Annotated in this window: 22 protein-coding genes and 1 tRNA gene; 11 read left to right on the top strand and 12 right to left on the bottom strand. The window is 71.0% G+C overall.

The features are described from left to right. Positions 1-5: 5 nt before the first annotated feature. The 5 genes from ADK41_RS00310 to ADK41_RS00290 all read right to left on the bottom strand — a co-directional run bounded on the left by ADK41_RS00310 (position 6) and on the right by ADK41_RS00290 (position 3,405). Positions 6-464 (bottom strand): hypothetical protein, encoded by a 459-nt coding sequence (locus ADK41_RS00310; RefSeq protein WP_030819689.1) that lies wholly within the window; start codon positions 462-464, stop codon positions 6-8. A gap of 172 nt (positions 465-636) precedes the next feature. Next, a complete protein-coding gene (locus tag ADK41_RS41500; RefSeq protein WP_030819691.1) occupies positions 637-897 on the bottom strand; it encodes a hypothetical protein in 261 nt (86 codons plus the stop codon). 68 nt (positions 898-965) lie between these two features. Next, a complete protein-coding gene (locus tag ADK41_RS00300; RefSeq protein ID WP_030819693.1) occupies positions 966-1,463 on the bottom strand; it encodes a hypothetical protein in 498 nt (165 codons plus the stop codon). Positions 1,464-1,998: 535 nt separating this feature from the next. Further along, entirely contained in the window at positions 1,999-2,670 is a 672-nt protein-coding gene (locus tag ADK41_RS00295) for a helix-turn-helix transcriptional regulator (protein ID WP_030819695.1), read from the bottom strand. 111 nt (positions 2,671-2,781) lie between these two features. Continuing rightward, positions 2,782-3,405 (bottom strand): hypothetical protein, encoded by a 624-nt coding sequence (locus tag ADK41_RS00290; RefSeq protein WP_158717630.1) that lies wholly within the window; start codon positions 3,403-3,405, stop codon positions 2,782-2,784. Positions 3,406-3,512: 107 nt separating this feature from the next. Here ADK41_RS00290 and ADK41_RS00285 point away from each other — a divergent pair, with 107 nt between their 5' ends. Both ADK41_RS00285 and ADK41_RS00280 read left to right on the top strand, forming a co-directional pair. Further along, positions 3,513-3,962, top strand: coding sequence for a hypothetical protein (locus tag ADK41_RS00285; RefSeq protein WP_030819699.1), 450 nt, complete (start codon positions 3,513-3,515; stop codon positions 3,960-3,962). A 26-nt stretch (positions 3,963-3,988) separates the two neighbouring features. Then, on the top strand, positions 3,989-4,396 hold the full coding sequence (locus ADK41_RS00280; RefSeq protein WP_030819701.1) for a hypothetical protein: 408 nt from the start codon (positions 3,989-3,991) through the stop codon (positions 4,394-4,396). Positions 4,397-4,476: 80 nt separating this feature from the next. Here ADK41_RS00280 and ADK41_RS00275 read toward each other — a convergent pair whose 3' ends face one another. The 4 genes from ADK41_RS00275 to ADK41_RS00260 form a co-directional block, all read right to left on the bottom strand. Continuing rightward, positions 4,477-5,064, bottom strand: coding sequence for a hypothetical protein (locus tag ADK41_RS00275; protein ID WP_078661785.1), 588 nt, complete (start codon positions 5,062-5,064; stop codon positions 4,477-4,479). 160 nt (positions 5,065-5,224) lie between these two features. Continuing rightward, positions 5,225-5,473: a hypothetical protein gene (locus ADK41_RS00270; protein ID WP_030819705.1), complete on the bottom strand. Its 249-nt coding sequence runs from the start codon at positions 5,471-5,473 to the stop codon at positions 5,225-5,227. Positions 5,474-5,848: 375 nt separating this feature from the next. After that, the gene (locus ADK41_RS00265; RefSeq protein WP_030819706.1) at positions 5,849-6,238 is read right to left on the bottom strand and encodes a DUF6354 family protein; all 390 of its coding nucleotides are present in this window, start codon (positions 6,236-6,238) and stop codon (positions 5,849-5,851) included. A 73-nt stretch (positions 6,239-6,311) separates the two neighbouring features. After that, positions 6,312-6,947 (bottom strand): hypothetical protein, encoded by a 636-nt coding sequence (locus ADK41_RS00260; RefSeq protein ID WP_030819707.1) that lies wholly within the window; start codon positions 6,945-6,947, stop codon positions 6,312-6,314. Positions 6,948-7,251: 304 nt separating this feature from the next. Between ADK41_RS00260 and tap the strand changes: the two genes are divergently transcribed. Genes tap through ADK41_RS00245 form a run of 3 tightly spaced genes read left to right on the top strand, consistent with a single transcriptional unit; the run spans position 7,252 to position 12,713 of the window. Continuing rightward, positions 7,252-9,684, top strand: a complete 2,433-nt coding sequence (gene tap, locus ADK41_RS00255; RefSeq protein WP_234318565.1) for a telomere-associated protein Tap — start codon at positions 7,252-7,254, stop codon at positions 9,682-9,684. Between the two features lie 21 nt (positions 9,685-9,705). Next, a complete protein-coding gene (gene tpg / locus ADK41_RS00250; RefSeq protein ID WP_030819709.1) occupies positions 9,706-10,284 on the top strand; it encodes a telomere-protecting terminal protein Tpg in 579 nt (192 codons plus the stop codon). Positions 10,285-10,322: 38 nt separating this feature from the next. Beyond that, positions 10,323-12,713: a DEAD/DEAH box helicase gene (locus ADK41_RS00245; protein WP_051842904.1), complete on the top strand. Its 2,391-nt coding sequence runs from the start codon at positions 10,323-10,325 to the stop codon at positions 12,711-12,713. A gap of 129 nt (positions 12,714-12,842) precedes the next feature. Here the strand turns inward: ADK41_RS00245 and ADK41_RS00240 are convergent, their stop codons facing one another. Beyond that, entirely contained in the window at positions 12,843-14,222 is a 1,380-nt protein-coding gene (locus tag ADK41_RS00240) for a hypothetical protein (protein WP_037803362.1), read from the bottom strand. A 499-nt stretch (positions 14,223-14,721) separates the two neighbouring features. On the opposite strand from ADK41_RS00240, the gene ADK41_RS00235 reads away from it, so the two are divergent. From ADK41_RS00235 to ADK41_RS00225, 3 genes are all read left to right on the top strand, one after another. Then, entirely contained in the window at positions 14,722-15,003 is a 282-nt protein-coding gene (locus tag ADK41_RS00235) for an HU family DNA-binding protein (protein WP_030819712.1), read from the top strand. A 200-nt stretch (positions 15,004-15,203) separates the two neighbouring features. Continuing rightward, positions 15,204-15,407 (top strand): cold-shock protein, encoded by a 204-nt coding sequence (locus ADK41_RS00230; protein WP_030819713.1) that lies wholly within the window; start codon positions 15,204-15,206, stop codon positions 15,405-15,407. Between the two features lie 57 nt (positions 15,408-15,464). Further along, positions 15,465-15,538, top strand: a tRNA-Met gene (locus ADK41_RS00225). Positions 15,539-15,750: 212 nt separating this feature from the next. Here ADK41_RS00225 and ADK41_RS41495 read toward each other — a convergent pair. Beyond that, complete coding sequence (locus ADK41_RS41495; RefSeq protein ID WP_030819714.1) at positions 15,751-16,173, bottom strand: hypothetical protein; 423 nt, start codon at positions 16,171-16,173, stop codon at positions 15,751-15,753. A 283-nt stretch (positions 16,174-16,456) separates the two neighbouring features. On the opposite strand from ADK41_RS41495, the gene ADK41_RS00215 reads away from it, so the two are divergent. From ADK41_RS00215 to ADK41_RS42395, 3 genes are all read left to right on the top strand, one after another. Beyond that, positions 16,457-18,004, top strand: coding sequence for a serine/threonine-protein kinase (locus ADK41_RS00215; RefSeq protein WP_051842905.1), 1,548 nt, complete (start codon positions 16,457-16,459; stop codon positions 18,002-18,004). Continuing rightward, entirely contained in the window at positions 18,001-18,417 is a 417-nt protein-coding gene (locus ADK41_RS00210) for a hypothetical protein (protein ID WP_030819716.1), read from the top strand. Before ADK41_RS00215 ends, ADK41_RS00210 begins: the two co-directional genes overlap by 4 nt. A 134-nt stretch (positions 18,418-18,551) precedes the next feature. Then, positions 18,552-20,078 (top strand): hypothetical protein, encoded by a 1,527-nt coding sequence (locus ADK41_RS42395; RefSeq protein ID WP_051842907.1) that lies wholly within the window; start codon positions 18,552-18,554, stop codon positions 20,076-20,078. 53 nt (positions 20,079-20,131) lie between these two features. Here the strand turns inward: ADK41_RS42395 and ADK41_RS00200 are convergent, their stop codons facing one another. Further along, positions 20,132-20,935, bottom strand: coding sequence for a hypothetical protein (locus ADK41_RS00200; protein ID WP_159043931.1), 804 nt, complete (start codon positions 20,933-20,935; stop codon positions 20,132-20,134). Between the last annotated feature and the right edge of the window lie 467 nt (positions 20,936-21,402).

Here is a 21,402-nt window from a genome sequence, read left to right as displayed (position 1 = left end):
CGGGTTCACGCGGGCTCCCACGCGCCCCGGACGGTGAACTGGCCGGTGTTGAGGTCGACCACCAGCCGCGATCCCGCTATGGGACAGGTGAAGCTGGAGTAGTCGCGCAGCGCGTGCTCGACGTCGGTGCCGCCGTAGTCGACCGGGGTCTTCGCCCCCGACTCGTGCCGGGCGACAGCGTTATCGCCCCAGCACACGGGGTCGTAGTCGTTGTCGTGCGTGCTGAAGGTGACGTGGGTGACCGGCTCGGAATGGTCGGTGAGCCCGTCGCGGTGCAGCACGGCACTGTCCGCGCGCAGCGCGGCCAGGAGCCGGGCCTCGACCCGTGCGAAGCGGCGGGTGCTGACGCGCCTGGCCAGCTCGTCGAGCTGCTGCTCGTCCAAGGCGTCGAGGAGGCGATCGATGATCGATTCGGTGGCGAGCGCCGAGCTGGTGGCGTGCGCCGGGCCGGGGCGGTCGCTCATGACGTGAACTCCTGTGGAGGGAAAGGGCAAGGAACGAAGCGGCTCCGCATCGCTTCAGGGGTGACAGGCATGTCGATGCCGCGCGTACGAGCCCTCCTCGGGGCGGTGCTGTGGGAGGCAGGGCCGGTCGGCGGCACGGGACGCCGGCAGCCGGTCACGCACGTGTTGGTGATCAGTAGGTGACGGGCTCGAAGTACTCGGCGGTGTCGTCGACCCAGGTGTCGTCGTCGTGGGCGTTCTCCTCGTACGCGCGCTGCACGGCGCGGCGGTGGTCGTCGACGTCGAACTCCCACGCCCAGTTCGCGCCGTTGGTGAACGCGGGCCGCGTGAGGGCGTTGATGGCGGCCTGGTCACCGTCGGCGACCTGGTGGGAAGCGGTGATGCTGAGGGTGGCGCCGTCCTTGGACCAGCAGCCGATCAGCAGAGTGGACATGGTGTGGCTCGCTCTCATGGCGGCCAGGGCCCGGCGCTGGCTCGCCGGGCCCTGAGGGATGGCGGCGCTTAGAAGGCCAGGACGACGCGGATGTGTTCGCCGTAGCTCGGCTTCGACCACTTGGTGAGGGAGTCGAGCGCGGCGGCGATGTCCTCGAAGCGGTCCCGGTCGCGGAACCCGCCGGTCACCTCCTTGGTCGTGCCGCCATACATCTCGGTGACTTCGGCGCCGCGCCAGCCGGGCCCGCCCCAGTACTCGAAGACCACGGCGTCGGGCATCGGGGCCTGGTCGGCGTAGTGCTTGAGGAGGGCGCGGCGCAGCGCGGCCCACCGGCGTTCGGTGTACATGCACGGGTGGAGGTCGCCGACCGGCTTGCCGTTGCTGCCCCAGCCGCAGCCCTCGCAGTAGCGCAGCCCTCGGTAGTTGTAGGCCGGGCAGGACGGATTGCCGCAGCGCCACAGGTAGCCGGCCTGGCGGAAGAGTTCGTGGGTGAGACGGGTCTGGGTCTCGTCGGCATGGGCGGTGAGACGGGCTATGACGGAGCGAACTGCTTCGGCTTCGGACATGGGAGTTCTCCGCAAGGGGGCATGGGGGAGCAGCGTGTGGCTCCGGGGGTGTGGGGTGGAGGGGAACGGCGCCCTCAACACCAACAACAATACACATTGAAATGAAAATAGGCAACATTTTGGGAGTGGCGCGGCCCCCTCCAGGCCCACCTTGCAGGCAAGCGGTCCACCGCGACAACCCACCGCTCCACAGGGCCTTCACCGACGTCAGCGGCCGGGGTCCTCGCAGCGGCACAGCCTGAGCGCGGGCACGCTGCAGCAGCGAAGCGTCAGCCGACTCGGAGGCTGATGGGCTTCTTAGGGCGGGCAGTTGGAGCACGCGGCGGATACACGAGGCCGCCGACGCCGCCGTGCTGATGACCGGTCTGCTGTCGCTGCACGAGGTGCGCATCTCGCCCGGCCTGGCCGGTGCCGGCCAAGGTGCTGGCGATGGCGGTGTCGGCGGCGCTCAGGGACAGGTCCGCCGCCCTGCTCAGGACCGGCCAAGGACGACGCTGCCCCGGTGCGTACGTGCCTAGAGCGACCCGTCCGTCCGTCAGGGGAGCACGGTCTCGGTGCTGGTGCGCACCACGGGCCGGAAAAGAAGTTCGGGATGCCGAGCCTGGCGGTCGGCGAGTTCTGCACGGACCGCCGCTTCCGACGTGCAGGGGCGTCCCACGGACCGCCACGCCCGGGTGGCGTCGTGCCACACCTGGACCTGCCAGGAGGTTTCCACGCTGCTCTTTTGCCCGGCGTCCCCGGCACCGGGGGCCGCCCCGATCGCCTTCAGGCATGCCCGGCACAGCTGCCCCCAGGACACGGGCCCGCGCGCCAGCTCCATGAGCGGGGCGGTCTCGGGTACGGGACGGCACACGGTGTCGGCCTGGAACTCGCAGGGCACGGGAGGCATCTCGCCGCCGCTGTCGAGCAGGTGCAGCACACCGGAGGACAGCGTGCGGCCGATATGGAAGCCGCCGAGCGTCGCCGGCGCTGCGGTGGGCGAGGGGGAGGGGATGGTGTAGCGGGTAGCCGTGTGCCCGGTGCCGGGCGTGAACGAGATGAGTCCCAGAGCACGCAGCCGGCGGCGGGCGGTGGTAACGGTCGGCCCGCTGTAGCCAGTTGCCCTGGCCAAGTCCGCCACGCTCATGGACTTCCCGTCGTGCTTCTCCAGCACCTTCAGGACGGCTCGCTCGCTGCGTCGCAGCTCCGGTGGTGCCTCGGTGGTCATGGCGAGAGCGTACGACCTTCACCTCGCGCAAGCAGGCCCTTCGGGAGCACCGCCGACACGATGCCCGCGCCACTCGCACACGCAGCGCAGGATGACGCCCCGGACCGGACGTCACGATGCGAGGAAGACAACCCCGCTGCGGTCTTCCTGTATCCGGGCCACCCGGACAGCAGCGCCGAAGGTGATACCACGGAAGTACTCCGCTTTCACCTGCTCGACCGGAATGATGTCCTCCTCCGCCGCAGCACTCAAGTGCGCCTTAACGCCCTTCTCCCATACGACAGCCGACACACAGGGACGGGAGATCCACGCGTCGAACAGGACCGCCTGGGCGATCTTGGCCTCGCTCTCATGCGCCATGATCCGCTTCTGGACCTGCGCCTTGTCCTCCTTCTTCGTCCGGCCGACCTTGACGTACGACAGCTTCGAGCACATCGACCGGAAGAACAGGACATACAGCCGGTCACCAACGACGTCGAGCGAACCCCCCTTGTACTCCAGGTCCCTCCACGACTGGTGCCGCACCGCCGCGACGACCTCCGCGGGCGGCAGACGCCGGGCGTTGAAGTAGTCGCCCAGCAGTACCTTCGCCGTCATGGGGTCCAGGAACGGGTTCCTGTACTGCACGTTCAGCCTCGTCGTCGGCAACGCCTGCTGCTCCCACTGCGGCGCATCGGCGACGGAATGCTGCTCGTCGCCGAAGTACTGCTCGGTGTAGAGGTCCTCTTCTCGCATGTCCGAGATTGTGGTGCGGCAGCGCAGCCGGCAGAAGAGCACCTCGGCCAAGGGCCAACCGCCGGATACCCCCTCCCGGCCAAGGCGATGCCCCCTACAGTGCTCCCATGGCCTACGACGAAGAGACCGGGACCATCCGAGACGTGTTCGTGGTGGAACGCCCGGCTGGGACCAGCCTCTCGGATTCGAGCAGTCCCGGGGGGATCAGCGCCCTCCTGCGGGACGCCGCCAACGTGCTCGCTGGACACGCCGTGCTCTACCCGGCCGACGCCGAACTCGACGAGATCAGGGCTGAGGCGAGGGAAGAAGGCCGTCAAGAAGGCGTCACGAAGGGCGTGGTGATCGGCGTCGCCGCCTCCGTCGCCGCCGCCGCGCTCGGTGCCGTCGCCGTGAAGACCGCACCGCACATCAAGAGCAAGTTCAACAGCCTCAGGACGAAGCTGAACCGCAAGCCCGAGGACACCGCCGAGACAGGCCCCCTCCAGGCCGTGCCGGAACCGCCCGCCACGAAGGACGAAAAGCCCCCGCACCGAGGCCGGCACCTGCACGTGGCGTGAGGCCCCCCGGACCACCTGCCGCATGTGTGGCGCGCGCCTGGGAAGCCACGGGCGGCCCGGCGCCGCTGGAGGAGTGCCACCTGGGCGACTCCCAGGGCCACCCGTCCTACGTACTGACGGCCGGATACGGGCCCTACGCGGAGGACGCGAAGTACTGGGCGTTCGAGCGGCGCGACGAGAAGGCCCCCGCTGGGGCGAGGGCGGGCGAACTGCTCACCGCGGGGTACTGGACCAGCACGACCTGCGACGGCGGGCAGCCTGCCTTCTTCATCGTCGTCCCGGCGGGCGGCGGCGCCTACCGGCCGGCCGAGCAACCCGCGGACGACCTGGCCTACGCGCGGGCCGCGCTCAAGGCGTTCGCGGAGCGGTCGGCCAAGGCCCACGGCTGTCCGGTACCGCCCGCACCACCGGCCTCTGGTGAGGCCGAGCGGTGACCGGAGCCAACTCGTCGCCGCGGGGCGCGACCCCGCTTACCGTGCCGGGGATCGAGTGACCGGCGATCGTGCAGCGATCGTCAGGAAAGACAGACGACGGCGAGATGAACGAGCCGGCCACACGGGAGGCTTCCCCGCCCGTCCAGGCCGCTGTCGGTGCGCCGTGTCCGGATCCCCTGCAGTCCTGCGCCGGCGGCAGCGGCGACTCTCTCCAGGTCGTCACCGCGTGTGGCTGTCGCCAGCAGCCGGACCGTGAAGTCCCGGCCGTCGTCCTCCACCCACAACTGGGCCCCGTGCAGCAGGTCTTGGTCCAGTGCGGCCGCCCACGAGGCCAGCGTCCGCAGCAACTCGGCCGCCGCCGGCGTCGACGTCGAGCGGACCCCCGGCACGGCGCCGCGCGCCGGTGCGTCCACGGCGGCGACCATGACCACGTCCCCTTCCAGGTCCACAGTGAGCACACAGTCGCCACGGCCGTCCGCCTGTCCGGCCGCCTCGCTGCCCGTCGCCGCTGCCAGACGCGCCATGCTCACCGAGGCGGCCGGCCCGCTCGCGCACACCTCCGCCTGCACGTCCCGGTCGCTCATGCACAGCCGGACCGGCTCCAGCAGACCGCAGCCATCGAGCAGACGGGCAACCGCTTCCGCACAGCGGGCCAGGGCAAGTGACATGGCCGCCATTCTCGCCCCCTGAGCACGAGGAGGTGGCGTGGTCCGGGCAAAGGGCGGCGCCCTTCCGGCGTCAGCCAACCCCGGAGGCCCTGGCGCAGCGTTTCATGCCCACGTCGCCCTGATCGCTCGCACACGACTGGTGACGTGGCTGGACCAGTCGTCAAGCGGTGATCTGCTCGACCTCATAGATGATCGTCACGTCACCGTCTTCGATGTCCGCGTCGGTCGCGTACACGACTCCCGGCGCCACGGTCCTATAACCTCCCTCCGAAACGTGGAAAGACGTTCCTACCGGAAGCGGCCGGTCGAAGGGCTTGGGCACCAAGGCAACCTTGAAGGTCGCCGTGTGCGTTGCGTTTCCAGCAGACCTGCGGATCTCCGACACAGGCTCGATCGTCAGCCCCTGCATGCTTGCCTCCTCATCCGCCGAGCCCCAGGCCTCGTCCAACGATGGGCTTCCGAGAGCGACGCCTGACTCGGTCACGGTCCCCCTTGCGTACGACACAGCGCAGGACAGGGGGCTTGTCGTTCAGGCGGTTGACGATACTGGCCGGCGTTGTCGACCACAGCGAACGGGCCGACATCCTGCCCGCGCGATGGACCAGGCACAGATGGACGCGGCGGTGTGTCGCAGCGCGGTGCACCGCAATCCGTCGCTCTGCGTTCCAGCATCTCTCGTTGAGGCCGTGATCGGACGAGCGGCTGCCCGAGGCCACGGGCCGCAGGCCCGGCGCCCTTTTTAGACGGCCGGGCCGCAGCGTGCAGGCGGGCTGTGCGAGGCCGGTCAGGCCTGGGCCTTCGCCGCCTCGGCGATGACCTCCTGGTGCACGCGCAGTGCCGCGGTCGCGTACTCCATGGGCGAGGGGCTGGTGCCCTGTACGGCCGTCATCGCCGCCAGGAAGCGTGCGTAGAGCGGCTGGTCGGCGTCGTCGACGACGTCCTCGATCAGCTTGAACGCGCTCGTCGCGAAGCGCTTGAGGGCCAGCGGCCGCGTCTTGCGGCCGGCCGTGCCCTGCTTGTCCCGCTCGACCACGCACTCGGCGTGCGTCTCGTTCACGTCGGTCACGCGCAGAATCCGCTCGCGGGCGACCATGTCGGGGGCCATGTCCTGCCACAACTGTCCGGCCCGGACCCGGCCGACGGTGGAAGGGGCGGGGGAGGGGCTGGTGCTCACGGGAACTCCTGAACGGGGGTGAAGGGTTGGTGCCAGGCGACGGGCGCGCCCGGCAACGAGCGTAAGGGGGGCGTCAGGCCGTGGTGCCGGGGGCGGGAGCCTTGAGGATGCGGAGGTTCTCCGCCTGTACCTCGGCGCAGAACCGGGCGATGAGTACCCACAGCGGCATGGACAGGCCGTCGAGCTGGTCGTGGAGCAGCCGGGCGGCTTCGTGGATGCCGTGCTGTGCGCGGACGACGTCCATCAGGTCCACACCGCGCGTCTTGCGCTCAAGGGACCGGCCGGCGCCGAGGATATGGTCGTGGGCCTCGCGGCTGACCGTCTCCAGCCGCAGCGGATGCGCCGGGGTGAACCGGGACGGCGGGGGCGGGGCCGGGTCGAACGCGGTCGGGCGGGCCGCGCTGTATCGCGTCGCCCACAGCTCCACCATGTAGACCGCGGCGGCCTGCCAGGCGGCCTCGTCGTGCTCGCCGGTGCGCGCCTGGAACGTCGCGATCGCCAGGTCGAGGAGGACCTCAGCACGCTCCAGCAGCGCAGTGCCGTGGCCGAGGCGGAAGTCCTCCAAGGCCTTGGCGGCGTCGATCACGTGCACCTGGGCGGCGGGGGCGTGGTCGGTGAGACTGCGGCGCATCAGGATGTCGCCGGCCTCCACGACGATCCGCGATCCCGGCGCGGCGGGCTCTCCCGGCTCGGGGGACTGGAAGGGCATGGCTGTTGTTCCTCAGATGTCTTGTCGGACGGGGGCGAGCTGCCGACGGGCAAGGGGGCTGACTCGTGCGGGGCGACGCTGCGAACGCGGCTGCCGACCGCCTGGCCAACGAGCCATCACACTACATATTGAAACCTGAATGCACAACAACTATAGTACATACTGAAACACAAACAGAGCGCTTGCGCCGTCGTGCCGGGTGCGTTAGATTCGCGTTAGATTTTGGGTTCTGAGGGTGGAGGTGGAGATGGGGGGCAGCGACCCTGTGGCAGCGGTGCTCGAGCGAATCCGGTTCGATGGCCCGGTGCCACAACTGCCGGATCCGGCGGAGCGTGCCACGCTTCGCGAGGCGTTCGGCTGGACCGTGACGCAGATGGGCCAAGCCGCCGGCGTGCGCCGCGAGACCGTGTGGACCTGGGAATCGGATCCTCCTCGCACGCCGCGCGGCGAGAAGGGGCAGCGCTACGCCAGGATTCTCGCCTACTTCGCAGCCGAACTGGCTCGCGCTGATGCGGAGGACAACTCCGCCACCCTGGAACCCGAACCTGAAACCGAACCGGTGCCCGCTGCGGTCGCCGTGGAGGAGACCCCTCTCGAGCTCGACTTCGACATCGAGGATCCGCCCGAACTCGACTGGCAGAACACCGAGCCCAGCCCGGCTCAGACGGAGACGGCGGAACCCGAGTTCGACACTCCCGGCTCCTGGGTCGACCTGCCCGAGGGAGTCACCCGGCTATGCGTCCGCTGCGGGCACCCGACGTCGAGTGTCGTCGGTGGCCGGCCCCGCCACGTGTACCTCCAGGCCATGGCCGCCATGGGCATGCCCCGCTGCGGCACCCGGCCCACCGCGGGGTCCGCGCCTGCCTCCGTCCCGCAGGCCGATGCGGCCTCGGCGGCGGTCACACCCGCCTCCGCAGCCCCGGCTGCCGCTTCGACCACTGCGCTTGCCGCTGCCGCACCTACCGCCCGTCCGTCGGCCGCGCCGCGCCGCCCGGGCGCCGCGCCGGCTTCTCGCCGTGTGAACCGCACGGCGAAGAAGCCGGCCGCGAAGCCGGTGCCGCCGCAGTACGCCGACGGGCCGCTGGCCGTCCTCGACGTCACCGACGGCGCCCTGACCGCGCACCTCGTCGACGGCCGCACCGTGCCGTGCCCGGCCAAGACCCTCCAGGCCCTGGCCACGTGGACGCTGGACAAGCGGAAGATCCGCCTGGGCGCGGCCAAGGTCCACGACAACGGCTTCGACCAGGACCCGCTCCTCGTCCTCACCGAGGGCGCTGTCGCACACTTCGGCCTGCCCGCCGACCTCGCGGACCAGGAAGAACTCCGCCTGCCGGCCGACCACAAGGCCGTCAAGGGCCTCATCAAGGCCGGGTGGGAGCTCACCAAGTCGGGGTTCGGGCCCTGGCCGAGGGTCTTCAAGCGCGTCGACGGCAAGCGCCACTGCGTCCAGTTCTTCCTCACGCCCTGGGGCGCCCTGGAAAACCGCGTCTGGGGGCAGGCCGGCGGCCTGCCTGCGGGCGACCTCGCCCGGATGCTCGGCACCTACGCCCGCCTGGTCATCACCCCCCGCGGCACCGTCGCCGTCACCGGCGAGGAACTCATGACCTCGCTGCGCCCGCCCACCAAGGCCGAGTGGAGCGAGAAGGAGAACAAGTACGTCTCGGTGAAGGTGCCCCACACCCTCCACACCGTCGTCGACCCCGCTCCGTGCGAAGCCCCCGACGAGCACCCCGTCGTCGCCGCCGACTACCCGGAGGAAGGCTCCCGGCCCGCCAGCGAAGCCCTCGACGAGGAGGCGTGCATCTGGGTCCGCCCCGCCGACCTGATCACCGACACCGAGCGGGCCTGCACCCACGTCGTCGCGCTGGACGTGCAGGTGGCGTTCCTGGCGGCGTGCCGGCGCCTCCACGTCGGCACCGGCCCGGCCATCCACTACCCCCGCAACCCCGCCTTCGACCCCGACCTGCCCGGCTCCTGGTACGTGGACCTGTCCCACATCGAGACCGACCCGCGCATGCCCAGCCCCTTCACTCCCAGCGGCGTACGCCCCGAAGGCCCCGGCTGGTACGCCACCCCCACCGTCGCCTACGCCGTCGAGCTCGGCGCCGACGTACGCCCGATGGAGGCCTGGGTCCGTGAGACCCACAGCCCCTACCTCCAGCCCTGGTACGAGACGCTGCGCGACGCCTACCTGACCGTGATGGCCGACCTCGGCGTCACCAAGGACCTCGACGACGAAGCCTTCCTCGCGGCTATGGCCAGCTACAAGGACGGCGACCCGCTGCTGGTCACCCTGGCGAACGCCATCAAGGCCACCGCCAAGTCCGGCATCGGCAAGCTGCGCCAGCGCCCGAACATGGGCATCGGCCACGCCTTCGGCGACCCGTGGCCGGCCCTGAAGCGGGTCACGTGGCGGCCCGACATCCGCGCCATGATCCTGTCGAAGGCGCGGACCAACATGCACCGCAAGATGCACAACCTCGCCACCACTGCGGGCCGCTACCCACTCGCCGTCAACACCGACTGCGTCGTCTACGCCACCGACAGCCTGTCGCCGCTGCCCCTCCTCCACGGCCCCGACGGCCAGCCGATCCGCGGCGGGTTCCGCCTCGGCGTCAACCCCGGCTCCGTCAAGCACCAGGGCTCCCAGACCATCGACTGGGCGCTGGACCTGCTCGCCGACGGAGTGAACATCGCCAACGAGATCAAGGACGACTCGCTCGTCCGCGTGGCCTGAACCCAAGGAAGCTGACTGAACGTGGGACTGATCGAAGACCGACTGGAAGAGGCCGCAGAGACCGCCTACTCCCAGCCGATCCCCAAGACCCTGGGCGCCCGGATCCGTTTCCTGCTCAAGCAGGAGAAGGGCGTCAGCCGCGCCGAGGCCGCCCGCGCGGTCGCCGAAAAGATCGGCAAGTCCCAGCGCACCGTCGAGCGCTACCGCGACGACAAGATCAAGACTGCGAAGCCCGAGACCGCCGCGCTCATCGAAGCCGAGGTCAAAAAGCTCTGGCAGCCGATCGTCAAGGCGAAGAAGTTCCAGGCCGCCGTCACCACCGGCGGCATCAAGGTCGACGTCCGCGGAAAGTTCGGCTTCACCTCCCCCAAGGGCACCACCAACGACCCCCGCTACCGCCGCCTCACCCGCCGCCTGGACGCCGCCACCGCGGCCGCCCTCTTCGAAGCCAAAGAGGCCGGCGCCTCCGAAGAAGACCTCGCCCAGATCGTCGCCAACGGCCTGCGCGACGACTACTTCACCGACGGCGGCACCCGCGCCACCTCCCTCCAACAGGTCGAGCTGACCGGCATCGACCACATCCGCTTCAGCATCACCTGACCGCCGACCGTCACCGGCTGAGAGGACCGGCCACCACCGTGACCGCGACCATCACCACCCCGCCGCCCAGGATCAGGCTGCGCCCGCACCAGTCCAAGGCCGTCCACGCAGCCCACACCGCGCTGCGCCACACCGCCCGGACCTCCATCGTGATGGCCTGCGGCACCGGCAAGACGTACGTCGCCGCCCGCACCGCCGCCCGCGTCGCTCCCCAGGGCACCCGCCTGGTGCTCCTGCCCACCCTGGAACTCCTCGCCCAGACCATCGACGACTGGCGCACCGCCGGCATGACCGGCCCCATCCTCGCCCTGTGCTCCAAGCGCCCCAACACCACAGGCGAAGCCGTCGCATTCACCACCGACCCGGCCGCCCTGACCGCCACCGTCCACCAGAACCCCGGCCTGACGGTCTTCGCCACCTACCACTCCCTGCACCGCGTCCAGGACGCCCACCACCGCTTCGCCCTCCCTCCCTGGTCGCTGATCGCCATCGACGAAGCCCACCGCACCAGCGGCCACCTGGGAAAACGCTGGGCCGCCGTCCACGACGACGAGCTGATCCCCGCCCACAAGCGGCTCTACCTCACCGCCACCCCCCGCATCTGGTCGGCCGGCGAGCCCGGAGACGACGAGGACGACTCACTCGTCGCATCCATGGACAACCCCGACCTGTACGGCGACACCTGCTTCCGCCTCCCGCTCGCCGAGGCCATCGACATAGACCTCCTGGCCGACTACCGCGTCGTCGTCATGGAAGTTCACGAGACGACCATCCGCACCCGGCTCGGGATCTCCGACAAGGCCACCGAAGCCGAACTGCGCCAGGCCGCGCTCCAGATCGCCGTCCTGCGCGCCATGGCCGAGCTCGACCTGCGCCGCGTCGTGAGCTTCCACCACCGCGTTGCCGACGCCCATGCTTTCGCTGGCACCCTCCGCGAGACCGCCGCCCTCCTCTACGCCCTCGACGAGACCGGAACCAGCTGCCCCGACCCGGGCGAGCTGTGGGCGACCGGCCTCGACGGCACCCAGGACCCCGCCTACCGCCGCGAACTCCTCGACCGGTTCGACGGCCGCCCCGGCGAGTTCCTCGAGCCCGCCCACCGCACTCTGATCGCCAACGCCCGCCTTCTCGGCGAGGGCGTCAACATCCCCAGCATCGACACCGTCGTCTTCGCCGACCCCAAGGAGTCGATCGTCGACACGGTCCAGGCCGTCGGCCGCGCCCTTCGCCAAAAGCCCGGCCAGGGCAAGAAGGCCACCTTGATCGTTCCCGTCTACGTCGCCCCCGGCGAAGACGCCGACGACCTCATGGACTCCAACCTGTATCGGCCGCTCTGGCGCGTCCTCCAGGCCCTGCGCGCGCACGACGACCGCATCGCCGACCGGCTCGCCGTCCCCCAGCAGCCCGCCCACCCGGCCCCGGACGACGAGGACGAGGAGACGGGCGTTCCCGTGGACGTCGTCTTCGACCGCCCCTTCCCCGCCGACACCATCGCCCAGGCGTTCCGGCTGCGCGTCCTCCACCCCCGCGAGGCATCCTTCCGGCGCGGCCTGGAAGCCGCCACCGCCTACCACCAGACCCACGGGCACCTCGACGTCCCCCGGCTCTACGACGACGAGAACGGCTTCGCACTGGGCCGCTGGATCAACCGGGCACGCAAGGCGTACGCGGCCGGCACCCTCAAGCCCGCCCAGATCAAGGCTCTCGAACACCTCAGCATCATCTGGAACCTCCAGACCCAGGCCGCCGAACGCGGACTCCTCCACGCCCGCAACTGGGCCGCCCGCCACGGACACCTCGCCGCCCCCACCGGCGAGATGGCCGGCGACTTCGCCCTCGGCCGCTGGCTCACCAACCGCCGAGCCGCCGCCCGCACCCGCGCGGACAACGGACTCGAACCCGACCCCACCGACCTCGCTCTCGCCGAGATCGACCCGTACTGGAACCCCGCCTGGCCGATCACCTGGCAGCGCCTCTACTACACCGCCCGCACCTACGCCGAAGCCAGCATCACCCTCGACGACCTCCCCGCCGATTTCATCACCGACGACGACGAACCCCTCGGCGAATGGGTCCGCGCCCAGAGCACCGACTACAGCACCCTCCACCCCGAGCAGCTCCGACTCGTGCGCGAACTGGGCATCACCCTGATCGAACCCGCCGAAGACGAACCGCCGCAGCCCACCGGCCGGGCCGCCCGCCAGCAGAGGCAACTCGACCAGGGCCTGGCGGCCGTCGCCGCCTTCCGCGACCGCGAAGGCCACCTCCACATCCGCCAACGCGACACCGTCACCGTCGACGGCGAGGAGTTCAAGGTCGGCCAGTGGCTCAAGAACCTCCGCAAACGCTGGGACAGCCTGCCCCCCGAGCATCTCCAAGCCGTCACCGAAGCCGGACTGACGCCCCACTCCGCCCCGGCCGGCGCCTGAGACGGGCAGGGTGCCGTCGGGGCGCAACCGGCCCCAGTCGCCGGTGCGGGCGGCGTCGCAGACACGAAGGTGTCCCCGAGCGCAGCACTTCGCTCGGGGACACCCGTTCTTGAGACAGCCGGGCTGCGCTCAGGAACCGGACGCCTCCGTGGGCAGGACCCGGTCCAGGTACTCCGCCAGCAGTGCCTCGTCCAGCTCGCCGTCCATCTCGAGCGAGGCCCGCAGACCCTCGCCGGCGACCCGGGGCGGAACTTCCCAGCGGCTCTCGATCTGCCTCAGCGTGTCGCCGATCGTGTACTTCGCCGTGTCGGGGTGGTGGCGGATGAGCCAGTCCAGCATCTTGGCCACCTGCGGCGTCAGGCGGATCTCGTACTCCTTCACCTCCGCCCCGTCGCGGTCCGCCAGGTCCTGGCCGAGGTCGTCGAGGATGGCGTGCCGGACCGTCGTGCGCAGAAGGTCTGCCGGCAGGATGCGGTCCAGGCTCAGCGCGACGGTGGAGGCCAGGTCGTCGGCGACATCGCGGACGTCGGCCTCGTTACGGTGCCGGAGCACCCACTGCTTGCGCCTGCCGGGGTTCTCCCACAGCGCCCGGAAGAAATCCTCGGTGAATCGCTGGCGGACGGCCTCGGCGCCCACGGACAGGCTGCCCTCCTCGCCGGAGGCGGACATGGCCGCGCGGACGCCCTCCGCGGAACGGCGGCGCGACTCCGCCCAGTCCTGGCCGACGGGGCGGGACCACATCGCTCGGCCGGCGACGACCGCTTGCGGGGGCGGCACGCTGCTCTCGTTGCGGGAGATGTACGCACGCAGCGTCGAGGCGCCGATCCCGCCGAGCGTTGCCATGTCGGGCACGCCGATCAGCTGGTCGCCCGCCAGCTCGGGGCTACTCACGTTCACCACGCAGTGCTCCAGGGCGAAGGCGTGGCCGTCGCCTGTGGTCAGCTGCGCCCACAGGGCCAGGTGATCGAGCCAGTTCTCGGGGGCCGGCGCGTCCTTGTCGAAGTCAGCTACCTGCACGACTGTCGCCCGGTCGGGGAAGGTGGTGTTGGCAGCGAGTAGGTCGGCGGCCGTCACGGTGACAGCCCCGGCTGCCTTGCGCCGTTCGAACTCCTCCGCCACCGGGTCCCAGATCTGGCCGGGCCGGTACCAGTCGGTGCCGTCCCACCAATACCCGCCGGCCCGGAACAGCAAGGGCCCTCCGTGCCACTCGGTGTGGAGATCGGCGGCGTGTCCGCTGGGGACGAGAAGCACGGTCTTGCCGTGCGTGGGGTGGTAGCGCACGGCCCAGCTGAGGCCGTGTCGGTCCGGGTCGGTGGTGAAGGCGCGCCAGCCGCCCGCGATGCGTTCCGGGTCGAAGCGGCCCCACATTCCCTGGCCGACGTTGCGGCCGACTGCTTCGACTGCCTCTCCGTCGTCTACCGGGATGTGGGAGTCGTCGACGAACGGGAGACCTGGGATCGGATGATCGGTGTGCAGGCCGTTCGCCAGCGCACGAAGGTTGAACGACAAGGTGCTGCCCCCTTCTTCGTTAGTGCTGTAAGCCTACACAGCACTTTTGGCAGTAGGTTCTACAACGGAGATGATGGGGCTTGATACAGCGTTTTTCGGTCAGTTCGCCGCAGGTGTAGCCCCTCCCTCACGCGCACCCCTACCGAGCCGTGAACGCACACCTGCCCTGTGGGTGCGAGGAGCGGACGGGGCCCATATCCAGGTCAGGGGCGCCCCGAGAGGCCGCTACGCCCGTGGCCAGCACGCCGGGCGTCGGGATCACGCGGCGATGGGCGTGCGTGACGTGAGGAAGGCCGGATCCGCATCGCGTTGAGAGCCACGGGCCTTGGCAGTGCTGGCCGCCGTGCTGCGCGTGTTTCCCGCTGCTGACGGCCCGTGCCGCTGGCGACCCGCCGTCAGCACCGGGCGCAGCGTTGTCAGACCCAACTGACAAGATGGCGCCGCACACGTCCCGTCCGTGCAGCGGACGTGACAACCCGAGGACCACGGAGTACCCCGCATGAACCGCAGTGAGCTGATCGCAGCCCTCGCCGAGCGCGCCGAGGTGACCCGCAAGGACGCCGACGCCGTACTGGCCGCCTTCGCCGAGATCGTCGGCGACGTCGTCGCCAAGGGCGATGAGAAGGTCACCATCCCCGGCTTCCTGACCTTCGAGCGCACCCATCGTGCCGCCCGTACGGCCCGCAATCCCCAGACGGGCCAGCCGCTGGAGATCGCAGCTGGATACAGCGTGAAGGTCTCGGCGGGCTCCAAGCTCAAGGAAGCCGCGAAGGGCAAGTAACCCCGTCCCTCCTCGTGCCGTGACCACTCCAGGACCGCGACCTGGCTTGACCAGGTCGCACTCCGTCGGGCAATCACTGCGTGGAGACCGGATAGTTGCGGCGCCAGCGGGGTAGAACGGACGCCGGGTGCCCTCCGGTTGCAGAGGGCTCCGACTCCAGACCAGCCGGGATTCCTCGGCAAGATCGAAGGACACGCAGTATGGCCAGCGGCACCGTGAAGTGGTTCAACTCGGAGAAGGGCTTCGGCTTCATCGCCCAGGACGGCGGCGGCCCGGACGTCTTCGCCCATTACTCCAACATCGCCGGCAGCGGCTACCGCGAGCTGACGGAGGGTGACACGGTCACCTTCGATGTGACCCAGGGGCAGAAGGGCCCCCAGGCCGAGAACATCGTTCGGAGCTGACGGCCGTACGCGCGCCGCCCCGCCCACGAAGATCACTGTGTAGAGTGGCCTCACCGACGCGGGGTGGAGCAGCTCGGTAGCTCGCTGGGCTCATAACCCAGAGGTCGCAGGTTCAAATCCTGTCCCCGCTACTGACCGACGGGCCCGGCATGCAGCCGGGCCCGTCGTTGTATCCGGGCACCGCGCGCGGTCCGGCTGCAGCGGGGCCATGCATCACTCCGGCGAGACGATGTTGGCCTGGGAGATGCGACGCGATGCCAGGGCAGCGACGATCGCCAGGGCGCCAACGACCTCCTCGCCTCCTCCCGGCGCAGCTGACCGGGCCCCTCCCCACAGGCTGGCGTCACTCCGGCATCGGCGGAGGCCACAGGAGCCGGGCCCGGCCGTACCGGGCCCTGGCCGCATCCGCGCTCAGACCATGCGGGCGCCCGATCTGCTCCCAGGTTGCACCCACCTCCCGATCCGCGATCACCGCGCACCGCACCAGCTCGCTGGCCAGGTGCCGGAAGTCCGCGGCCGCAGTGCTGTGCAGCCCCGCGTCGGTCCGCTCGTTGCCGACCGCGTCGGCCACCAGCAGTTCCAGGGCCTCGCATCGGGCCCGGATCTCGCGCGAGATCTGCAGCAGAGCGATCCGTGCCCTGAGGGCAGCTGCCGCCCGCCGCCGCTCCCGGTACGCCTCCTGCCGGCAGGAACGCGGACGAGGGCAGTATCGGCGCCGCCGCCCGCCGGGTAGCCCGGCGCCACACCACGCGCATCTGTCGTCCATATCCGAAGGATTCCCCCGGAACCTGATGACAGCACCTGGGGCCATCGCCGTCCGGTAGCACCGGCGCGGCCCGCCGCACACGTCCGTACAACGACATTCACATGCCGCTGACCTGCAAAGACACCCACTGGAGTGTGGGCCGCAGTCCCGCTGTCGGCATCGCTCCGCCCAGCCCGGGCAAGGCGTTTTCGTATGCTCCGCCGCACCGCGGGCACGCCCTCGCCCGCGGTGCGCCTGGAGCCGGCCGGCTCCAGCGCCCGGATACGCAGGGCTGGAGGACTTGATGCGCGGCACGACGGTCGCCGGCCGGTACCGGCTGAAGGAGCCGATCGGCAGCGGAGGCATGGGCACCGTGTGGCGCGCCGAGGACCTCCACGAGAACCACGGCGTCGCCCTCAAGATCATCCCGGTGGGGGAGGGGGACCCGGTTCGGGAAGCGGCCTTCCGCCGCGAGGCACAGGTCGCCGCGCGCCTGTCCCACCCGAACGTCGTCGCCGTCCGTGACCACGGCGCCGCCGACCTCGACGGCCGCCGGATCCTCTTCCTGGCCATGGACCTCGTCGACGGACGGCCGCTGAACACGCTCACCGGCCGCCCGCTCCCCGTCCATCAGGCCCTGACCTGGGCGATCCAGATCAGCCAGGCCCTGGAGGCCGCCCACCACCGCGGCATCGTCCACCGCGATCTCAAGCCGTCCAACATCCTCCTCGACCAGGCCGCCGGCAACGCCGCGAAACTGTGCGACTTCGGCATCGCGCGCCTGGCCGAGGCCACCCACCACACCCTGACCGTGACCGGCGTCGCCATCGGCACCCCCGCCTACATGTCGCCCGAGCAGGCCCGCGGCGACACCACCCTGAGCGCACCCAGCGACCTCTACTCGCTCGGCTGCCTCCTCCACGAGCTGCTCACCGGCTCGGTCCCCTTCACCGGCACGGGCTGGCAGGTCCTCAACCAGCACGTCCACGACGCGCCGGCCCCGCTGTCCGCCCTGCGCCCCGGTGTTCCCCGCGACCTCGAGCAGCTGGTCCTGGAGCTCCTCGACAAGGACCCCGACCGCCGGCCGACCGCTGCCGACACCAGCACGCGGCTCACCCGGCTGCACACCGCGCTGGCCGCCTTCGCCGACGCACCCACCGCGACAGCGCCCCGGCACCCGCCCACGCTGGTCGCCACCACGACCTCCGCCGGCCCCGCCGGCCGCCAGCGTGAGCCAGGCGCCCGCGGCACCACCGTGTGCACGGCCGGCCTGACCGCGGCCGCCATCACCGGCGCCCTCTCGCTCACCACCACCGTGCCGACGCCCTGGACGACCGGCCTCGGCACGCTCGCCGGCCTTCTGCTCGCCGCCCTCTACCTTCTCGACCCGCCCCAGCCACCGCATCCAGGGCAGCTGATGATCACCACGGCCGCCCTCATGACCCTCCTGCTCCTCACCGGCGGCGCGGCGCTCGCCGTCCTCGTCACCGACCTCTCCCTGTGGGCGACCGCCCTGGCCATCAGCGTCCTGGGTGGGCCCGCCATGGTCACCTGCGCCAGCGGTGTGCGCCGCCTGGTCGAGCACACGCTCCACCGCACGGCCTGGCACGGCGACCTCGCCTCGACCGCCGGCGCCCTGCAGACCGCCACCCTTCTGCTCGCCGCTCACCACGCCGGCCTTCCGCCCCTCACCCTCATCGCCGCCGGCGCCTTGCTGTGGCCAGCCACAGCACTTCTCACCGCGGCCCTCACACCGCGCCGAACCCGCCACGAACCTCTTGCGCCGGCCCGGACCGGAAACACCGAGCCCCGGCGTGCCACCCGGCCCCGGTCCGCCGTTACCCCCACATGAACGACGCCACCACCGTCTCCGGCGAGATCATTCCCGGCTCCGTCATCGACCAACTCCTCGCCACCGTCGACTGCGCCGACGGTGAACGAGCCCTCGCGAACAACACTCTCGCCGAGGAAGCGGCCTACAAGTACAGCCTGGCCTACGGGCTGTCCGGCGGCCGCGACCTCCACCACGATGCTCACAGCGCCGGCATCGACAACCTTCTCGGTCACGCGGTGCCCGCAGCCGTCGCCTTCGCACTGCACCACCTCGGTGCACTGCTGCCCGACCTGACGATCGAGCAGTGGGAGCGCCTCGATGCCGTCGCCACCACTCTGCACCTGAAGATCTGCGAGGACCTGACCGGAGCGAACGGCACCGGCGACGAACCCTGCGCCCCTGCCGATGCCGTACCCGATGCCGTGAACTGAGCCGGCCGGCCCCCGGCACCGGTTCCCACCGGCGGCAAGGCGACGGTCAGCGTCGATGTCAGTGGCCGCCTCTATGCTGCGCCGCACAGCGAGGCAAGACCCCGCTCACCCTTGAAGAGCGGGGAGTTGGACCCATGGCGCGCACCGGCAGACCGCGGAAGGACCCCCGCGAGCCGGAAGAGATCATGCGGGCGGCGGGCCTGGAACCCCTGGAGCCCTACCCAGGAAGCGCCGCCCCCTGGCGGTGCCGCCATACGGCGTGCGGGCGGGAGGTCACCCCCCGCCTGAGCAACGTCACCAAGGGACAGCGCGGTTGCGTGTACTGCTCCGGGCGGGCCCGGATCGACCCCGAGGCCGCAGCCGCCGTGATGCGGGCGGCCGGCCTGGAGCCCCTGGAGCCCTATCCCGGCAGCGACCGGAAGTGGCGGTGCCGCCACCTCGCCTGCGGACGCGAGGTCACACCCACCTACGTCCGGATCAACTCCGGTACCGGGCCCTGCCGGTGGTGCGCACCGAACGCGCCGGTCGACCCGGACGTCGCCGCGGCCGACATGCAGGCCGCGGGCCTGGAACCCCTCGGCCCGTACCCGGGAGTGGACACACCCTGGCCCGTCCGCTGCCGGACGTGCGGAGAACCCGGGACCCCCACGCTCGGCTCCATCCGCCAGGGGCAGGGCGGCTGCTACCCCTGCGGCCGGCGCAAGGCCAACGAGTCGATGCGCCACGACGCCGAGACCGCGGCCGCAGTGATGCGGGCGGAGGGCCTGGAACCGCTTGAGCCGTACCCCGGCACCGCGTTCCCGTGGAAGAGCCGCTGCACCAAGTGCGGAGCCATCGTCTCCCCGCGCCTGGGTTCCCTGACCGGCCGGAGCCGGCGTCCGGGCTGCAAGCCATGCGCCGACCGGGCCAACGGTGAGGCACAGCGCCACGATGAGGACCTGGCCGTCGCCGAGATGCGCGAGCACGGATTCGAACCCCAGGAACCGTACCGCGGGGTCAAGTACCCCTGGCGGTGCCTGTGCCACGGCTGCGGCACCATCACCTCACCGACCTTCGGATCCATCCTCGCCGGCCAGAGCGGATGCCGACGCTGCGCCGACCTCCGCGCCGCCGCCGCACGACGAGAAGACCCCGAGCGCGCCGCCGCCTCCATGCGCGAGGCCGGTCTCGAGCCCCTGGAGCCCTACACCACGACCATGACGCCCTGGCGCTGCCGCTGCACCACCTGCGGCCGCACCTCGACCCCCACCCTGGCCAAGATCCGCAGCGGCCGCAGATGCAAATACTGCGCCCGCTTCGGCTTCGACCGCGCCGCGCCCGCCCGCGTCTACGTCGTCACCCACGCACAGCACGGCGCCGTCAAGATCGGCGTCGCCGGCGCTCTTCAGCGCAACGACCGCATCGCCCAGCACCGCCGCCTCGGATGGGCCCTGTTCTACGAACACCACGTGCCCACCGGCGACGACGCCCTGTCCGTCGAGCAGACGATCCTGCGGCGCCTGCGCGCCGCCGGGCACGGCATCTTCCTCACCGCCGTCCAGATGCCCAACGGCTGGACCGAGACATTCGATGCCGCCCGCGTGACCGCCGCCCAGCTTCGGGACGCGATCCGAGAACACCAGACCACGCCGACCCCTCCTCAACCGCTGACCCTGTTCTAGCCGCCCACCTCGGCCGGGTGAGCGAGCCGACCTCGGAGGCGGCGATGGGTGGGCTACGCCGCGCTCTGGAGGGGGAGGGCCGCCGCGGCGGCCTGCTTGGCGGACTCCAGCGCCTTGGTGAACGTCGAGGCGACGACGGCGGCCTCGTCGGTCAGCCTGTCGATCTCGGCGACCGCCAGGTCGTCCGCTGCCGTGCGGGCAAGCAGGTCGAGGAGCTCGTCGCTGCCCGCGGCCAGCCGCTCGATCGCCCGTACCTCGGCATAGCGGGCGTCGGCCTCGGCGACCTGTGAGGCGTACGCCTCCAGCGCCGCCACCCGCCGCTCGATGCCGTGCAGGCTCGTCGCAAGCACACCTCTGCGAGCGGCGAGCAGCTCGGCCACCGCGGCGTTGTCCGTCTCCTGCGGTACCCCTTGATCCTTGCGGGTCACGCGGCTGTAGTCCCGCAGGCCTTGGGCGATCGCCCACTCCTGACGGAGGAAGGCCGCCTCGTTGCGCTGGGCGTCGAGCCACTGCTCGCGGTGCACCCTGGAGTCGAGCACGGCCGTCATCGCCCGCCGAGCCCGGGCCAGGAGTTCCTGGGCGTCGGCGGTCAGGTCCTTCGGATGCACGAGGTGCTGCTGGACGGCGGCGAGCCGGCGCAGCTGCCTGTTGTAGAGCGCCCGGTCGGCGATCAGACCGGCGCAGAGCACAGCCACGATGCCGGCGGCCAGCGGCCATACGGACAGCAGCGTGTGCGCCAGGTCGACGGTCTCCTGCAGCTTCCGGTCCAGCGTGCTGACGAGGGTGGAGGAGTCGGCGGCGGGATCCGCGATCTCAAGGCTACCGGTCCACCACCACGCCATGGCGGCAGCCGCCACTCCCGCTCCGCCGCGCTTAAGAAGGGGGACAGCCGCCCACAACGGGTTGGTCAGGCGGCCCACGTAGCGCCGAGGGTCCTCCATGGCCTGCCGCAGGACCTTCCGGGTAGCGTCCGAGAGCTCCGCATCCGGGTCAAGGACCGGGCACATCGTGCTACCCGCGGGCTTCTTGGACTCCGCCACCGCTTCCTCCCCATGCACGAACACAACCCGCTCGGCCATGCTCCGCCTGTCCCGCGGCGACCACGCGGTCGCGGGCTGACGTATCAGTCGGCGCCACGGTACGCGATCGCCTTCCGGCGCCAAGGCGGTTGGACTTTCGAGTGCTTCACGCTGGTCCGGTCCCATTGGCCCTCGGTGGGGCCCCGGGCAGCGGGATGCCCCGGGCGGCGGCCGGCAACGCCAGTGGACAGACGTCCTCCAGCAGAACCGAACCGGAGAAAGGCGGCGGGCCCGGTCCCGAGCCG

Source organism: Streptomyces caelestis (assembly GCF_001279005.1).
GTDB lineage: Bacteria > Actinomycetota > Actinomycetes > Streptomycetales > Streptomycetaceae > Streptomyces > Streptomyces heliomycini.
The sequence above is the reverse complement of the archived record's forward strand: the minus strand, read 5'-3'. Positions and strand labels throughout refer to the sequence as shown.

Bases quoted from the DNA above. Each gene is read 5' to 3' on its own strand.
- ADK41_RS00310 (WP_030819689.1), bottom strand. From the start codon at position 464: ATGAGCGACCGCCCCGGCCCGGCGCACGCCACCAGCTCGGCGCTCGCC.
- ADK41_RS41500 (WP_030819691.1), bottom strand. From the start codon at position 897: ATGTCCACTCTGCTGATCGGCTGCTGGTCCAAGGACGGCGCCACCCTC.
- ADK41_RS00300 (WP_030819693.1), bottom strand. From the start codon at position 1,463: ATGTCCGAAGCCGAAGCAGTTCGCTCCGTCATAGCCCGTCTCACCGCC.
- ADK41_RS00295 (WP_030819695.1), bottom strand. From the start codon at position 2,670: ATGACCACCGAGGCACCACCGGAGCTGCGACGCAGCGAGCGAGCCGTC.
- ADK41_RS00290 (WP_158717630.1), bottom strand. From the start codon at position 3,405: ATGCGAGAAGAGGACCTCTACACCGAGCAGTACTTCGGCGACGAGCAG.
- ADK41_RS00285 (WP_030819699.1), top strand. From the start codon at position 3,513: ATGGCCTACGACGAAGAGACCGGGACCATCCGAGACGTGTTCGTGGTG.
- ADK41_RS00275 (WP_078661785.1), bottom strand. From the start codon at position 5,064: ATGTCACTTGCCCTGGCCCGCTGTGCGGAAGCGGTTGCCCGTCTGCTC.
- ADK41_RS00270 (WP_030819705.1), bottom strand. From the start codon at position 5,473: ATGCAGGGGCTGACGATCGAGCCTGTGTCGGAGATCCGCAGGTCTGCT.
- ADK41_RS00260 (WP_030819707.1), bottom strand. From the start codon at position 6,947: ATGCCCTTCCAGTCCCCCGAGCCGGGAGAGCCCGCCGCGCCGGGATCG.
- ADK41_RS00235 (WP_030819712.1), top strand. From the start codon at position 14,722: ATGAACCGCAGTGAGCTGATCGCAGCCCTCGCCGAGCGCGCCGAGGTG.
- ADK41_RS00230 (WP_030819713.1), top strand. From the start codon at position 15,204: ATGGCCAGCGGCACCGTGAAGTGGTTCAACTCGGAGAAGGGCTTCGGC.
- ADK41_RS41495 (WP_030819714.1), bottom strand. From the start codon at position 16,173: ATGGACGACAGATGCGCGTGGTGTGGCGCCGGGCTACCCGGCGGGCGG.
- ADK41_RS00215 (WP_051842905.1), top strand. From the start codon at position 16,457: ATGCGCGGCACGACGGTCGCCGGCCGGTACCGGCTGAAGGAGCCGATC.
- ADK41_RS00210 (WP_030819716.1), top strand. From the start codon at position 18,001: ATGAACGACGCCACCACCGTCTCCGGCGAGATCATTCCCGGCTCCGTC.
- ADK41_RS42395 (WP_051842907.1), top strand. From the start codon at position 18,552: ATGGCGCGCACCGGCAGACCGCGGAAGGACCCCCGCGAGCCGGAAGAG.